The 14,823-nt window shown below is 61.8% G+C and carries 12 protein-coding genes and 2 pseudogenes; 1 reads left to right on the top strand and 13 read right to left on the bottom strand.

What is annotated here, in order from left to right:
• Positions 1-144: 144 nt before the first annotated feature.
• A complete protein-coding gene (gene gltA, locus AUC70_RS09915; protein WP_069444725.1) occupies positions 145-1,461 on the top strand; it encodes a citrate synthase in 1,317 nt (438 codons plus the stop codon).
• A 3-nt stretch (positions 1,462-1,464) separates the two neighbouring features.
• Here the strand turns inward: gltA and AUC70_RS09910 are convergent, their stop codons facing one another.
• The 13 genes and pseudogenes from AUC70_RS09910 to rpsB all read right to left on the bottom strand — a co-directional run bounded on the left by AUC70_RS09910 (position 1,465) and on the right by rpsB (position 14,817).
• Positions 1,465-2,367: an LpxI family protein gene (locus tag AUC70_RS09910; protein ID WP_069444724.1), complete on the bottom strand. Its 903-nt coding sequence runs from the start codon at positions 2,365-2,367 to the stop codon at positions 1,465-1,467.
• Complete coding sequence (lpxA, locus tag AUC70_RS09905; protein WP_069444723.1) at positions 2,345-3,151, bottom strand: acyl-ACP--UDP-N-acetylglucosamine O-acyltransferase; 807 nt, start codon at positions 3,149-3,151, stop codon at positions 2,345-2,347. The genes AUC70_RS09910 and lpxA overlap by 23 nt, the downstream gene beginning before the upstream one ends.
• A 7-nt stretch (positions 3,152-3,158) precedes the next feature.
• Complete coding sequence (gene fabZ, locus AUC70_RS09900; RefSeq protein WP_045369927.1) at positions 3,159-3,638, bottom strand: 3-hydroxyacyl-ACP dehydratase FabZ; 480 nt, start codon at positions 3,636-3,638, stop codon at positions 3,159-3,161.
• Positions 3,639-3,666: 28 nt separating this feature from the next.
• Positions 3,667-4,738 (bottom strand): annotated as a pseudogene (gene lpxD, locus AUC70_RS09895) (UDP-3-O-(3-hydroxymyristoyl)glucosamine N-acyltransferase).
• 71 nt (positions 4,739-4,809) lie between these two features.
• Positions 4,810-7,218: an outer membrane protein assembly factor BamA gene (gene bamA / locus AUC70_RS09890; RefSeq protein WP_069444722.1), complete on the bottom strand. Its 2,409-nt coding sequence runs from the start codon at positions 7,216-7,218 to the stop codon at positions 4,810-4,812.
• 154 nt (positions 7,219-7,372) lie between these two features.
• The gene (gene rseP, locus AUC70_RS09885) at positions 7,373-8,515 is read right to left on the bottom strand and encodes an RIP metalloprotease RseP (RefSeq protein WP_069444721.1); all 1,143 of its coding nucleotides are present in this window, start codon (positions 8,513-8,515) and stop codon (positions 7,373-7,375) included.
• Positions 8,516-8,619: 104 nt separating this feature from the next.
• On the bottom strand, positions 8,620-9,786 hold the full coding sequence (dxr, locus tag AUC70_RS09880; RefSeq protein ID WP_342022018.1) for a 1-deoxy-D-xylulose-5-phosphate reductoisomerase: 1,167 nt from the start codon (positions 9,784-9,786) through the stop codon (positions 8,620-8,622).
• A 79-nt stretch (positions 9,787-9,865) separates the two neighbouring features.
• Positions 9,866-10,735 carry a phosphatidate cytidylyltransferase gene (locus tag AUC70_RS09875; RefSeq protein WP_158007425.1) on the bottom strand — a complete coding sequence of 290 codons (870 nt, stop codon included), beginning with the start codon at positions 10,733-10,735 and terminating at the stop codon, positions 9,866-9,868.
• On the bottom strand, positions 10,732-11,487 hold the full coding sequence (locus AUC70_RS09870) for an isoprenyl transferase (protein ID WP_069444719.1): 756 nt from the start codon (positions 11,485-11,487) through the stop codon (positions 10,732-10,734). The genes AUC70_RS09875 and AUC70_RS09870 overlap by 4 nt, the downstream gene beginning before the upstream one ends.
• A 49-nt stretch (positions 11,488-11,536) precedes the next feature.
• Complete coding sequence (frr, locus tag AUC70_RS09865; RefSeq protein WP_069444718.1) at positions 11,537-12,094, bottom strand: ribosome recycling factor; 558 nt, start codon at positions 12,092-12,094, stop codon at positions 11,537-11,539.
• Positions 12,095-12,178: 84 nt separating this feature from the next.
• Positions 12,179-12,911 (bottom strand): annotated as a pseudogene (gene pyrH / locus AUC70_RS09860) (UMP kinase).
• Positions 12,912-13,028: 117 nt separating this feature from the next.
• On the bottom strand, positions 13,029-13,955 hold the full coding sequence (gene tsf / locus AUC70_RS09855) for a translation elongation factor Ts (protein ID WP_069444717.1): 927 nt from the start codon (positions 13,953-13,955) through the stop codon (positions 13,029-13,031).
• A gap of 46 nt (positions 13,956-14,001) precedes the next feature.
• Positions 14,002-14,817: a 30S ribosomal protein S2 gene (rpsB, locus tag AUC70_RS09850; protein ID WP_069444716.1), complete on the bottom strand. Its 816-nt coding sequence runs from the start codon at positions 14,815-14,817 to the stop codon at positions 14,002-14,004.
• Positions 14,818-14,823: the final 6 nt, after the last annotated feature.

The raw sequence follows: 14,823 nt of genomic DNA, 5'->3' as shown, positions 1-14,823 counted from the left end.
CAGCAACTCGTGTTGCGCTGCAGTAAAATCAACGCGAAAATGCGGCAACGCAAAACGAAGCGGTGAATTTTGGGGGCGTCGTTATTCTCTTTATCCGGTTGAGCGTTTTGCCCGCCACCCCGCTTATGTCCAGGAGGTTTTGAGATGAGTATCGCAGAAGAGCTTGGCTCGAACGACGTGGACGAAGCGACCGTCACGCTCCGCGGTGGCGAGCATGTGATGCCGGTCCGCTCCGGCACGATGGGACCGGATGTCATCGACATCACGTCGCTCTACGGCCGCACGGGGTGCTTCACCTACGATCCCGGCTTCACCTCCACGGCGAGTTGCGAATCAAAGATCACGTATATCGACGGCGACAAGGGCGTCCTGCTGTATCGGGGCTATCCGATCGATCAGCTTGCGGAGAATACGACCTTCCTGGAGACGGCCTATCTGCTGCTCTACGGCGAGCTTCCGACCAAGGAACAGTACGACGCGTTCACGGTGCGCATCACGCGCCACACGATGCTGCACGAGCAGATGAACCGCTTCTTCTCCGGCTTCCGCCGCGATGCGCATCCCATGGCGATCATGGTGGGCATCGTCGGCGCGCTGTCGGCCTTCTATCACGACTCCCTCAACATTCGCGATCCGTGGCAGCGCGAGATGGCCAGCATCCGCATGATCGCCAAGATGCCGACCATCGCCGCCATGGCCTACAAATATTCCATCGGCCAGCCCTTCATCTATCCCAAGAACGATCTGGATTATTCGGCCAACTTCATGCGGATGTGCTTCGCAGTGCCATGCGAGGATTATCCGATCGATCCGGTCCTGACCCGGGCCATGCGACGGATCTTCATCCTGCACGCCGATCACGAGCAGAACGCTTCCACCTCGACCGTCCGGCTGGCCGGCTCGTCGGGCGCCAATCCGTTTGCGTGCATCTCGGCCGGTATCGCCTGTCTGTGGGGCCCGGCGCATGGCGGCGCGAACGAAGCGGCGCTCATGATGCTGGAGGAGATCGGGTCGGTCGACCGGATCCCCGAATACGTCAAGCGTGCGAAGGACAAGGACGACCCGTTCCGCCTGATGGGCTTCGGGCACCGCGTCTACAAGAACTACGATCCGCGCGCCAAGATCATGCAGAAGACCTGCCACGAGGTTCTCGGCGCCGTGGGGCTGAAGGACGACCCGATCCTCAAGGTAGCCATGGAGCTCGAGAAGATCGCGCTGTCGGACGAGTACTTCATCGAGAAGAAGCTCTACCCGAATATCGACTTCTATTCGGGCATCACTTTGAAGGCGCTCGGTTTCCCGACGGAGATGTTCACGGTGCTGTTCGCCCTTGCGCGGACGGTCGGCTGGATCGCGCAGTGGAAGGAAATGGTCGAGGATCCGTCTCAGCGCATCGGCCGTCCCCGCCAGCTCTACACCGGCGCCACGGAGCGTCCCTTCGTTCCCATGGGCGATCGTTAGGGACTAGGCGTCCGTCTCTTCCTGAGGGGCTCCGTAGATAAAGAGCTTCCGTTCGTTGGCGATCTCGAGCGTACGATTGTAGTCGGCGATGAGCACGCGCTGCGCCGCGACGGCTACACCGGAAAGCCCCGCCTCCGCCGCCTTCAGCATGGTCTCCGGGCCGATGGTGGGCATGTCGACGCGCTCTTCCTGACCCGGTTTCGGCGCCTTCACCAGCACACCCGGGCCGGTCCCATGGCTGCGGCCGCGCCGTTTGATTTCCGCGCAACGCTCCAACATCGCATCGGTGCCTTCGGCGGCTTCTAAGGCCAGGACGTAGCCGCTTGCGATGACGGCGGCCTGGCCGATGTCGAACTGGCCCAGTGCACGGACGACCTTGAAGGCGAGCGCCATGTCCGCCTTGTCGTCCGCTGAGGGTGAGAGCCGGGTCAACGTTCCTTCGGGAACCAGAAGCTCGGGCAGGACGTCGCCCGCACCATGCACCCGATAGCCATTCTGTTCGAAGAAGCGCACGATCCGCGACAGAATACGGTCGTCGCCGCCTTTGCGTAGGCTGAGGAGAAACGGCAATGCTTTGACGGCGCCGAAATCGATCCGGACGTTCTTGATATGCGGGCGGGTCACGCCACCGATGATGACGAGATCCTTGCAGCCGCTTTTGTCCAAGGCGGAGAACACCTTCCCCACCTCGCCCCATTTGATCCAGGTGTGTGGAAAGCGTTCGATCTCGGAGTCAGCCTCGCCTTGGATCCCGACGATATGGACCGGTACATTGTCGGCCCTGGCCGCGTTGGCGATCATCACCGGCAAGGATCCGCGCCCGGCTATGATGCCGAGCGGCCCCGTGACCTTTGTGGTCTTGAGGGCTTCCGACGGCTGACTGTCAGCGGCTCGGCGATGCGACATTGCTGGGAATGCAGAATTGGCGATCCGTATCGCTCTTGATGAAGTCGATGATCTGACGCGCGAGTTCGTTCGTGGAAAACATCGCTTCGACGTCTTCGAGCTGCTCTTTCATGGTGCCTTCGCTCGAGAATAGCATGCGATAGGCCTTGCGCACCTCATGGATCTGTTCGCGCGGGAAACCGCGGCGTTTGAGGCCGACGATGTTCAGGCCGTTGAGGTTGGCCCGGTTGCCCAGGGCCATGCCGTAGGGGATCAAATCCGCGGCCACGCCCGACATGCCGCCGACGAATGAATAGGCGCCGATACGGACGAACTGGTGAACGGCCGAAAGCCCGCCGATGATTGCACCGTCGCCGACGGAGACATGGCCTCCGAGCGCCACGTTGTTCACGAGGGTGACATTGTCTCCAATCTGGCAGTCATGCGCCACGTGCGCCGCGATCATCAGAAAGCAGTTCGAACCGACACGGGTCGCCATATGCCCCGTGGACGTTCCTCTGTGTACGGTCACATGTTCGCGCAGAACCGTGTTCTCGCCGATCGTAACCGTGCTCGGATCGTCCTTGTATTTGATGTCCTGCGGTTCAAGCCCGACCGAAACGAACGGAAAGATCTTGCACCCTGCCCCGATGGTGGTCCGCCCTTCGATCACGGCGTTGGCGCGAATGACGACATCGTCGCCGATCTCGACATTGGGGCCGACCACGCAAAACGGCCCGATCTCGACATTCGACCCGAGCTTGGCACCCGGATCGACCTGCGCGGTCGCATGAATATTGGACATGGAACGTTTACTCTGCCTCGATCGTATCGACGATCACTGCACTGACTTCCGCCTCGGCCACGAGGTTGCCGTCGACCAGGGCACGCGCCTTGAAGCGCCAGACTTTGCCGCGGCTGCGCATCTTCTCCACGTGGTAGTGGACGGTGTCCCCGGGGATCACCGGGCGGCGAAAACGCGCCTTGTCGATGGCCATGAAATACACGAGCGGCGGCTCCTCGAACTCGTCGAGGAATCGCATGCACAGAGCGCCGGCCGTCTGGGCCATGCCTTCAATCAGAAGAACGCCGGGCATAACCGGGTTGCCGGGAAAGTGCCCTTGGAAATAGGGCTCGTTGGCCGTCACGTTCTTGATGCCGGTCGCAGAGCGATCCCCATCCATGTCGACAATGCGGTCGACAAGCAGGAAGGGGTACCGATGGGGCAGAAGCTTCATGATATCGGCGGCTTCTACCCGATCAGGCCTCTGAATTTCTCCGCTCTCGTTCATTCGGACCGGCTCCTTCGATGCGGGCTGGCTACTCGCCGTCCCCGCCTTCTTCTTGGTCAATCTTTACATCCTTACGTTCGGCAAGCTGCCGCAAAAGTGTCAGCTCCCGGAACCACAGCCGGACAGGTTTGGCCGGTGTGCCGCCCCAGCGTGCTCCGGCCGGGACGTCGCCCCGTACGTTGCTGCTCCCAGCGATCTGCGCTCCAGCACCGATCTTCAGGTGGCCAACTACGCCGACCTGCCCGCCCAGAGCCACGAAATCGCCGAGTTCGGAACTGCCCGAAATACCCGTTTGCGACACAATAATGCAATGCCGGCCGACGATGACGTTGTGCCCGATTTGGACGAGATTATCAATTTTAGTGCCTTCTCCGATAATCGTATCCCGAAGGGCCCCGCGATCGACGGTCGAATTGGCCCCGATCTCCACATCGTCCTGAATCACGACGCGCCCGATCTGAGGCACCTTCATATGGCCCTCCTGCCCCATCGCAAAGCCGAATCCGTCCTGGCCGATCGCGACGCTGGAATGGATGACGACGTTGTTTCCGATAAGGGCATGGGTCACGACGGCGTTGGGCCCGATATAACTGTTCCGGCCGATATGGACCCGGTAGCCGATGACGGCGCCGGCGGCAATCGTGGTACCCCGTCCGATATGAGCTTCGGGCCCTATGACGGCGCCTGGCTCGACGATCACGTCGGGCTCTAGGACCGCGGACGGATGGACGCCGGGGGCCGAATCCCCCTCCCTGCCCGGTCCGGCCGTCTTCGGACGAACCGATTCCGGATAGAACAAGGCGATTGCTTTGGCGAAGCACGATAGGGTTCGCGCATCCTGAGAGCAGCGGTGCCGGAAGGCACCTTGCGGACGAATTTCGGCGCGACAATGCATGCGGACGCCTTCGTCGTCTCCAGCGCGGGTAGATATTTGGGATTGTCTACGAAGGACAAGTGCCCCTCACCCGCATCTCGAGCGGCAGGACGTCGACGATCTCAAGGTTGGGGTTAGCGTCAGGTGCGAGTTCTGCCCCGACAGTCTCAGCAACGAGACCCAAAGTGAACGGACCGGCGCGTTTGAAAAATCCCGGATGTTCCATTGGGCCTCCTTACGAGCCGCGCTCAAGCGCTCGCGACGATGGGACGCCGCGTCGTCCCACGGCAGCAACCTTTAGAAAGCGGTTGAGGCGCCGAAGCGGAACAGCTCGGTCCTGTCGAAGTCGGCCTTCAACAGGGCCTCGGCAAGATCGGCGCGGAGCGGACCGAGCGGAGACTGCCAGATCAGGCTGACACCGGTCGAGAGGCGGATGTCCGCGGTGTCCTCGATGTAGCTGCCTTCGTCGATATCGACCGCCTGGATGGCCGCCTCACCCGGACCCCAGAGAGAGCCCGCATCGACGAACACTGCGCCCTGCATGCCGAGGTTCTCCGGAATAAGAGGCAGCGGGAAGCGTACTTCGGCCGTCGTGGCCCAGAAATACTTGCCGCCCAGGGAGTCCTGGCTGCAGTCCGGGACGCGCTTTCCGGTTGTCGGGTCGCGACAGGCGTCACGCGGGCCATAACCGGCGCGGTCGAAGCCGCGGATCGTCTCGCCGCCCTTGAAGAACAGGTCGGTCAGACGCAAATCCTCGCCGCCCCAGGGTTCGATGACACCGCCCTGGACGCGTCCCACGAGCGTGATCTTGTTGGTGATTGGGTAGTAGCCCCGGGTGTCGAGGATGAAGCGGTTGTACTGCACATCGCCGCCGACGCCCGCGAAGTCTTGCGAGATCGAGGCGAAGATACCGCTGGTCGGCGACTGCGGCAGGTTCCGAGTGTCGTAGGCCAGCGTATAGCCAAGGCTCGAGACGAGGACGGCGCCTTCGTCAGCAGCCTGCTTGATCGCAAGCGAGGCGTCCCGCGTGGCGTCGTAGATTTCTTCGCGCTGCAGCCGGTAGCGCAGGCCAAGCTGGGTGTTGTTCGCGACCGGGAAACCGATACGCAAGTTTCCACCCGTATCGCGCTGCTTGAACGAGGCGACGTTGGTCAGGTCGACTTCTTTGTGAAAGAGGTCGAAACCGGCGGCGATGTTCCGGCCGAGGAAGGCCGGCTCGGTGAAGCTGAAGTCCACCTGGAAACGTTCAAGGCTGCCCGACAGACCCAAACGGACATACTGACCGCGGCCCATCAGGTTTCTCTCGGTGACGCTCACGTCGCCGATGACGCCTTCCGTCGTGGAGTAACCGACACCGAACGAGAATTCGCCCGTCGGCTGTTCGACGACGACGACATCGATGACGACGCGATCCGGTGCACTGCCAGGTGATGTCTGAATGTCGACCGTTTTGAAGAAGCCGAGCGAGCGCAAGCGCTTTCGGGCAGCCTCGATCAGCAGACGGTTATAGGCGTCGCCTTCTGCCAGACGAAACTGCCGGCGAATGACCTGATCTTCGGTTCGGTAATTGCCGACGATGTTGATCCGCTCGATGTAGACCCGCGGACCTTCGTCGATCACGTAGGTGATGTTGATCGTTTGAGTTGTCGGATCGCGATCGAAACGGGGCCGGACCTGACCGAAGGCGTAGCCTTGTTCTGACACCTTGACGGTCAGGGCTTCGACGGTCTTCTCGACCTTTTCGACGTTGTAGCGTTTGCTGGGCCTCGTCAGGAGAGCGCCACTGAGCGCGTTCACATCCAACGACGGCAAGGCACTCTCGATATCGATATATCCGAAGTCGTAGCGCGGTCCTTCGTAGATCTCGAACGTGATTACGAAGCCGCCCTCGTTCCGGTTCAGCAACCGCCGCCGCCCTCGCCCGGCAACATATCGGCGTCGAGGAGAGGATGCGTACATCCGCGTACCGTTCTTCAAATAGAACTGGCGCAGCAATTCGCGGTCCAGAGCGAGCCGGTCCGGATCGTAGATGTTGTCGTTCTTCAGAAAGCTCAGCCAGCTTGTCCGTTTCGTCGAAACCACGAAGCGCAGCTGGGAGGCGCTGAACGCCTCGTTGCCCACAAACTTGATCGCTTTGACCTTGGTCTTAACGCCCTCGCCGATCTGATAGACGACTTCCACACGGTTGCCGCCGAGCGGAATGACCTGGGCGCTGACTTGCGCGTCGTAATGGCCCTGGCGGGCAAGTACATCGCGGATTCGCTGCTCGTCGGCCTGAACGCGGGCTTGGGTATAGACGGACCGCGGCTTGACCTGAACTTCGGAGCTCAGCGTGTCGCTTTCGACGTCCTTGTTGCCTTCGAACCGCACGCGCGCAACGACGGGATTCTCTACCACGACCACGACGACCGTGGAGTATTGGCGCCGAATGCGGACATCCTTGAAAAGGCCGGTCGCGAAAAGGGTCTTCAGGGATTGATTGATCTCGCCGGGGTCGTAGGGGTCGCCAGCGGAAAACGTGAGGTAGGAGCGGATCGTTTCGGCTTCGACGCGCTGATTACCTTGGACGACGACGGAGCTGATGGTGGCATTTTGGGCAAGGGCAGTGAGATCGCCAAAGCCCGCGCTGATACCCAGCGAGAGCGGGACGCTACACAACACCAGGAGGACTGCTGCGAGCCCTCTTTCCAACGTCCACCGCACCATTTCTGGTGTAATCCCCCGTTAACCCAAACCCCCCATAGGCTATGGGCCTATGGACCAAGCTGGCCATCTGTTTGTGGCCGATTTTAGATACGTTCTGTCTCTTTTCAGGTGAATTTGAGCGGTTATTTTCGTCCCCTGCCCGTCAATCCCACCATCACAGAAACTTCAAATGAATCAGATCGTTCCAGGTCGCAAAGATCATTAGCATGAGGACGAACGCAAGGCCAATGCGAAAACCGATTTCCTGTGTGGTTTCGCTTAACGGTTTACCCCTCACGGCTTCGATTCCGTAAAACAGCAGATGGCCACCATCGAGCATAGGTATTGGGAACAGATTGATGAGCCCAATACTGACCGAGATGATGGCAGCGAGGTTGAGGAGCGCAAGAAAGCCTGCGGTCGCAACCTGCCCGGATACTTGAGCAATTCTCAGCGGACCGCCGAGTTGATCGGCATCTTCACGGCCCTTGATCACGTCATAGAGGTACCCGAGGGAGCGGGACACGACAAAGTAGCATTCCTTGACGCCCATCACGAAGGCCGTGGCGGGATCATGGCGCTTCAGCGTCCAGTCGTCCGGCGAGGCACTGCGTTGAATTCCCAACAGCCCAATTTTGAACGTGTTTCCAAAGCGGTCGGTGATTTCCTTCCGCTCCGGAACTGCCGTCAGGTCCACGGTTTTGCCGTCCCGGTCGACCTCGAAATGGAGCTCCCGGTCGGGGCTGGTGGCGACGATCCGCTGCATATCGGAAAAGTTCGTGATTTTCGTCCCGTCGATGCTCGTGATGAGGTCGCCGGGCTGGAAACCGGCCCGCTCCGCGGCGCTGTCCGGGTTGATCGCGTCCACTTTCGGGGCGGTGATGCGTTCGCCGAAAATGCTGAAAATGGTCGTGAAAATCAGAATCGCGAAGATGAAGTTCGCGATCGGGCCTGCGGCGACGATGGCGGCGCGCTGACCGAGGGTCTTTCCCTGGAAAGTCTTCTCGCGGTCGGCTTCAGGTAGCGACTCGAGGGACTTCTGTCCGGCGCTTGCGGCATTCTCGTCGTCGATGAATTTCACGTAGCCGCCAAGCGGGATCCAGGCAACGCGCCAGCGGGTGCCGTATTTGTCGTTGAACCCGAAAATCTCGGGGCCGAAGCCAATGGAAAACGCCTTGATTCCCACGCCGCACCAGCGAGCCACGAGGAAGTGCCCCATCTCGTGGACGAAGACCACGACGGTCAGAACGAACAGGAACGGGATGAGATAGCTGAGAAAGTTGCCGCCGAAACCGGCGAGCGAAGTGAATATGTCCATAAGTCCGGTTACCTAGAGAATTGGGCCCTTCTTAGTCAGTTTGTCGGCGCAGGCCTATTTTGGCACATCCCGGCATGCCGGTACCGGCCCGGTGCGCTGTGTTTCTAGTTCGCCGCGTCTGCCCCCGGCCAACGGGGCAGCCGATCCCTCGCCCGGCGGCGCGCTTCTTCGTCGATCTCGTAGACATCCTCGGCGGTTTCCGCGGTGAGAGCGATCAGGTCGGCACAGTCGACCAGCGTGGTCTCCACCAGCCCCGCGATTCCGAGGAACCCTAGCCGCTTCTCGAGGAACGCCGCAACGGCGACTTCGTTGGCCGCGTTCAGAACGGCGCCGGCGCCGCCGCCGGTGTCCAGAACCTCTTTGGCCAGACGCAGGGCCGGGAATCGTTCGGGGTCCGGCGCTTCGAAGGTCAGGGAGCCGAGCGTGGCGAGATCGATGCGCTCATTGGGCACATGCATGCGCTCCGGCCAGGCCAGGCTGTAGGCAATCGGCGTGCGCATATCCGGGCAGCTCAGTTGAGCCAGCACCGCCCCATCGGTCATTTGCACAAGGCAGTGCACGATGGATTGGGGATGCACCAGCACGCACAGCTTCTCGGGCGGCAGCGCGAAGAGATGATGCGCCTCGATGAGCTCCAGCCCCTTGTTCATGAGGGACGCGGAATCGATCGTGACTTTCGCGCCCATCGACCAGTTCGGATGTTTCAGGGCCTGTTCGGGGCCGGCCTCCGCCATTTGCTCGACACTCCAGGTCCGGAAGGGACCGCCCGATGCCGTGAGGCAGACGGACTCGATCTTGTCGGGTTCGGTGCCGGTCATGGCCTGGCGGGCAGCCGAGTGTTCGGAGTCCACGGGCAGCAGGGTTGCGCCGTGCCGGGCGACCTCGCGCATGAAGATCTCCCCGCCGGAGACGAGACATTCCTTGTTGGCGAGCGCGACGGCCGTTCCCTGCTTCACGGCGCGCAAGGTGGGTCTGAGTCCCGCGACGCCGACGATGGCGGCCATGATCCAATCCGCGGGACGGGACGCGGCATCCAAGAGAGCCTTCGGGCCGGCCGCCACTTCGATGCCCGTACCCGCCAGCGCTAGCAGGAGGTCCTTGTAGCTTCCCGCATCCGCCGTCACGGCCAGCTTCGCGCCATGCTGCACGGCAAGTTCGGCGAGCCGTGCGATGTTCTTGTTGCCGGTCAGCGCGATGACTTCGTAGTCGTCGGGATTGCGCCCGACGAGATCGAGCGTGCTTTCGCCGATCGATCCGGTGGCGCCGAGCACGCTGATCCTCTTCGGTTGCTTGGCGCTCGAACGGGGCTCGGAGTCGGCGTTTTCTCTTACGGGAAACAGGGTACGCGCCTCACCATATCAAGAGCCCGGCGGCCGGAAATTCAGGGTTCCGCAGGGCGATCAACGCGGCCACGACCGCCGCCATCAGTAGGCTGTCGATCCGGTCGAAGAAGCCGCCATGGCCCGGAATAAGCTGGCTCATATCCTTGATGCCCAGGCTCCGTTTCACGGCGCTCTCAAGCAAGTCACCCATCTGGCAGGCGAAGGCAAGCACTAATGCCACCAGCGCCAGAGCCACCGGCGAGCTGTTGCCGAGATAGTACGCGAAGAGCACGCCCACCAGCATGGGTGTCGCGGTGCCGATGACGAAGCCGCTCCAGGTTTTCTTCGGCGAGATCGTCGGGGCGAATTTCGGGCCGCCGAATGTCCGGCCACCGACATACGACGCCGTGTCCGTGGTCCAGCTGACAACGAGAACAAACAGGATGGCTGTCAGCCCGTGGTTCGGGTCGCTGCGCAGCCAAATAAGCGCGGCGGCGGGCAGCACGACATAGGCCAGGCCGCCCGCGTCGAGTTTCGCTTCCTTCGGCGTCTTCTTCTGGTAGCCGGAAACGAGGAGCGTCACCATCGCGGCGGCAAAGATGATCGCTGCGTACTCGTACTTATGGACCGCAACAAAAATGACGACGGCGGTTGCGCAAGCGATATGGATGATCGAGGTGGCGTCGCCGCCTGTCGCCCGCGTTGCCGAGCCCCACTCCCAGGTCAGGACCATGGCCGAGGCGATGACGAGGACGAGGAAGGTCCAGGGGCTGAGGACGAGCGCGGCGAGCGTCAGTGCTGCCAGGAACACGGCGGAACCGATCCGGCGCCACAGTTCCGGCAACGGTTTGCGCTGAGACTGCGAGGAGTTGTCTTCGGAAGGCGACGGTGACGTCACGCCGTCGATCTCACGGTGCGGCCGCCAAAGCGGCGGTTCCGCCGCTGGAACTCGGCAATCGCTTCTTCGAAATGGGTCTTGTTGAAGTCGGGCCAATAGGTGTCGACGAATACGAACTCGGCATACGCCAGCTGCCACAGCAGGAAGTTCGAAAGGCGCAATTCTCCGGAGGTGCGAATGAGCAGGTCCGGATCGGGCAGACCGTCCGTGTCGAGATAGGACCCGAAAAGCTCCTCCGTCACATCGTCCGGCGCGAGCGCTCCCGCCTTGACGTCTTCGGCGATGCGCGTTGCCGCCCGTGTGATCTCGTTGCGCGAGCCGTAGTTGAACGCGATCGTGAGATTTAGTGCCGTGTTCTCTTTGGTCAGCTCCACCGCGTCGTCCAGCATGCGCTGAATATCGTCGTCGAGGTTGGTGCGGGATCCGATGATGCGAATGCGCACGCCGTTCTTGTGGAGGTCGGCGAGGTCACGCCGAATGAAGCGCCGCAACAGTCCGAAGAGGTCTTTGATCTCCTCGGCGGGTCGCGACCAATTCTCCGAGGAGAAGCTGAACAGGGTGAGATGCGTGATGCCGAGATCGCGCGACGCCTCGACAACCCGGCGCACGGCCTCGACGCCGCGGCGGTGACCTTCAACGCGCGGCAGGCGCCGTTCCGAGGCCCAGCGGCCATTGCCGTCCATGATGATGGCGACATGGCGCGGACCCGGCTGGGTCTCACTGTCCCATTTGTTGTCCACTACGAGCGTCACTGCGTGCTTCTCCGAAACCGGCCACCGAGCGTCCGCATGCGGGTCCTGGTCAGACCTGCATGATCTCCGCTTCCTTCGTGGCGAGCGACTCGTCGATCTCCTTGATGACCTTGTCGGTCAAATCCTGAACCTTGTTGGCCAGCGCATGGTGTTCGTCCTTGCCCATGTCGCCGTCCTTCTCGGCCTTCTTCAAATGCTCCATGCCGTCCCGGCGCACGTTGCGCACGGCAATCCGTCCTTGCTCCGCATATTTGTGAGCGACCTTCGCCAGTTCCTGCCGCCGCTCCTCGTTGAGCTCGGGGATCGGCAGGCGCAAGAGCTGGCCTTCGACAACCGGGTTCAATCCCAAATCGGATTCGCGGATGGCTTTTTCAACCGCTGGTACCTGTCCCTTGTCCCAGACCTGCACGGTGATCATCCGTGCTTCAGGAACGTTGACGGTCGCCACCTGGTTCAGCGGCATCGGGTTTCCATAGGCGGACACCATCACCGGATCCAACAGGCTGGCGCTGGCGCGGCCGGTGCGCAGCCCGCTGAACTCGTGTTTTAGAGAGCTCAGCGCGCCGCGCATTCTCCGTTCGATTTCATCCAAGTCAAAGTCGGACATCTTGTCTTCCCTAGCAGCCATCGTTCCGGCGTTCCGAGCCGGCTTTGGCGCGTTGTGTTGGCGTTTCCGAATGTGTGGGACGGCTTAACCGCCGTCGATGGTCGTCGAGGCCCCTTGCCCTTGGAGTTCAAGAGCCAAGCTGCCTTGGTTCTTGATCGAGAACACAATTATCGGAATCCGGTTGTCGCGGGCAAGGGCGATTGCGGCCCCGTCCATGATCCTCAGATCCTGCTTGAGGACATCAGCATAGCTCAGCCGGTCATAACGCTTTGCATCCGGCACCTTCTTTGGGTCGGCGGAATAGACTCCGTCGACCTGCGTGCTTGTACAGCGCCTCGCATTCCATCTCGGCGGCCCGCAAAGCGGCGGCCGTATCGGTCGTGAAGAATGGATTGCCGGTCCCGCCGGCGAACACCAGGACGCGTCCCTTGGCAAGGTGGTCGAGCGCTTTGTCCCGGATATACGGCTCGCAGACTGTCGGCATCGGGATCGCGGAAAGGACGCGGGCCGTCTGCCCTGCCCGTTCGATGGCCGTCTGAAGCGCGAGCGCGTTCATGACTGTCGCCAACATGCCCATGTAATCGGCGCGGGCGCGGTCGATGCCGCCCTCGGCTGCCATCATGCCGCGGAAGATATTGCCGCCGCCGACGACGACGCAGATCTCGACGCCGATCGCCGCTGCGGCGGCGATGTCCTTCGCGATCGGATCGATGACATCGAGGTCGATTCCGAAGCCCTTATCGCCGGCGAGAGCTTCCCCGGAGAGTTTGACGAGTACGCGCCTGTAGCGCGACTTCGCGGCAGACGGTGTGTCCATCAACGCATGGCTCCGGCGGCAATATGGCGGGATTAACCCGAAAACTGGCCGGGTGAAAATGACCCCGGCCCACCCAGGCTGGATAGGCGCGACTCGATACCGAGCACCGCCTGAACCCTATGCGCCCGAGGCAGCGGCGGCAACCTCCGCGGCGAAGTCGCCTTCATCCTTCTCGATGCCTTCGCCCAGGGCAAACCGGTAGAATCCGACGATCTTGACGGGTGCGCCCGCATCCTTGCCGACGGCCTCCATGGCCTTGGCAACCGTGTTGTCCGGATCGTGCACGAAGGGCTGCTTGAGCAGGACCACTTCCTCGTAGAACTTCCGCAAGCGGCCCTCGACCATCTTCTCGATGACGTTGTCCGGCTTGCCGGATTCTTTTGCCTGCTCGGTGAGGACGGTACGCTCGCGCTCGACCAGATCCTGGTCCAGGCTGTCCGTGTCGATGGCTTGCGGGTTCGTCGCCGCGATGTGCATGGCGACCTGCTTGCCGAAGCCCCTCACGGTCTCCGCATCGCCGGTCGACTCCAGAGCGACGATTACGCCGATCTTGCCGAGACCCGGCGCGGCCTGGTTATGCATGTAGCTCGCAACCACGCCCTTGCCGGCGTCCAAATAGGCCGTCCGGCGCAGGGTCATGTTCTCGCCGATCGAGCCGACCATTTCTTTCAGCGTTTCGGCGACCGAGCTGCCGCCATTGTAGGCTTCCGCGCCGAGCTTCTCGATGTCGCCCTTTGCTTTCACAGCCGAGTTGGAGATGGCGGTGACCATTTCCTGGAAGGTCGGGTTCCGGGCCACGAAGTCGGTCTCGGAATTGACTTCAACGAGGGCCGCTTCCGTATCTGTCTCCGCGATGCCGATCAGGGCTTCTGCGGCGACACGGCCGGCCTTCTTCGCCGCCTTGGCGAGGCCTTTGGCACGAAGCCAATCGACGGCGGCTTCCATGTCGCCGTCGTTCTCGTTCAGGGCCGACTTACAATCCATCATGCCCGCGCCGGTCTTCTCGCGGAGCTCCTTGACCATGGCCGCAGTAATCGTCGCCATCAGTTCCTCTTCACTTGTTCCGGGCCGACAGGGCTCGGCTTTTCAATTACGCGCTTGCCGTGGACTCAGCTTTGCCGGCTTCGGCCGGGGCTGCTTCCGTTGCCGGGGCCTCTTCGATGGCCGGTTCGGCCATGGGCTCCTCGGCCTCGCCCAGATCGACGCCAACCGATCCCTGGCCGCGCTCGATGCCGTCAATGGCGGCACGGGCAATCAGGTCGCAGTAAAGCGTGATCGCGCGGCCGGCGTCGTCGTTGCCGGGAATGGGATAGTTGATGCCGTCCGGGTCGCAGTTGGAATCGACGATTGCGACGACTGGGATATTCAGCTTGCGGGCCTCGGCGATCGCGATGGACTCCTTGTTGGTGTCGATCACGAAGATGAGGTCCGGCGGAGCACCCATGTCCTTGATGCCGCCGAGCGAGATCTCCAGCTTGTCCCTTTCGCGGGTCAGTTGCAGCAGCTCTTTCTTGGTGAGGCCGCGATGCTCGCCGTCGAGCAACTCCTCTAGTGCCTTCAGGCGCTTGATGGAGTGCGAGATGGTGCGCCAGTTCGTCAGCGTACCGCCGAGCCAGCGGTGATTGATGAAGTACTGTGCCGACGAGCGCGCGCCCTCGGCAATTGCTTCCGTGGCCTGACGCTTGGTGCCCACGAAGAGCACGCGTCCGCCCTTGGCCACCACGTCGGAGACAGCGACCAGAGCCTGGTGCAGCAGCGGCACCGTCTGGGTCAGGTCGATGATGTGGATGTTGTTACGGGAGCCGAAGATGAACGGCGCCATTTTCGGGTTCCAGCGATGCGTCTGGTGGCCGAAGTGAACACCAGCTTCCAAGAGCTGGCGCATAGATAGATCGGGCAGTGCCATGGGACT

The organism is Methyloceanibacter stevinii (assembly GCF_001723355.1).
GTDB classification, from domain to species: Bacteria; Pseudomonadota; Alphaproteobacteria; order Rhizobiales; family Methyloligellaceae; genus Methyloceanibacter; species Methyloceanibacter stevinii.
Note: the sequence above shows the minus strand (reverse complement) of the source record. Positions and strands in the feature narration are given on the sequence as shown.

Bases quoted from the DNA above. Each gene is read 5' to 3' on its own strand.
- gltA (WP_069444725.1), top strand. From the start codon at position 145: ATGAGTATCGCAGAAGAGCTTGGCTCGAACGACGTGGACGAAGCGACC.
- AUC70_RS09910 (WP_069444724.1), bottom strand. From the start codon at position 2,367: ATGTCGCATCGCCGAGCCGCTGACAGTCAGCCGTCGGAAGCCCTCAAG.
- lpxA (WP_069444723.1), bottom strand. From the start codon at position 3,151: ATGTCCAATATTCATGCGACCGCGCAGGTCGATCCGGGTGCCAAGCTC.
- fabZ (WP_045369927.1), bottom strand. From the start codon at position 3,638: ATGAACGAGAGCGGAGAAATTCAGAGGCCTGATCGGGTAGAAGCCGCC.
- bamA (WP_069444722.1), bottom strand. From the start codon at position 7,218: ATGGTGCGGTGGACGTTGGAAAGAGGGCTCGCAGCAGTCCTCCTGGTG.
- rseP (WP_069444721.1), bottom strand. From the start codon at position 8,515: ATGGACATATTCACTTCGCTCGCCGGTTTCGGCGGCAACTTTCTCAGC.
- frr (WP_069444718.1), bottom strand. From the start codon at position 12,094: ATGTCCGACTTTGACTTGGATGAAATCGAACGGAGAATGCGCGGCGCG.
- tsf (WP_069444717.1), bottom strand. From the start codon at position 13,955: ATGGCGACGATTACTGCGGCCATGGTCAAGGAGCTCCGCGAGAAGACC.
- rpsB (WP_069444716.1), bottom strand. From the start codon at position 14,817: ATGGCACTGCCCGATCTATCTATGCGCCAGCTCTTGGAAGCTGGTGTT.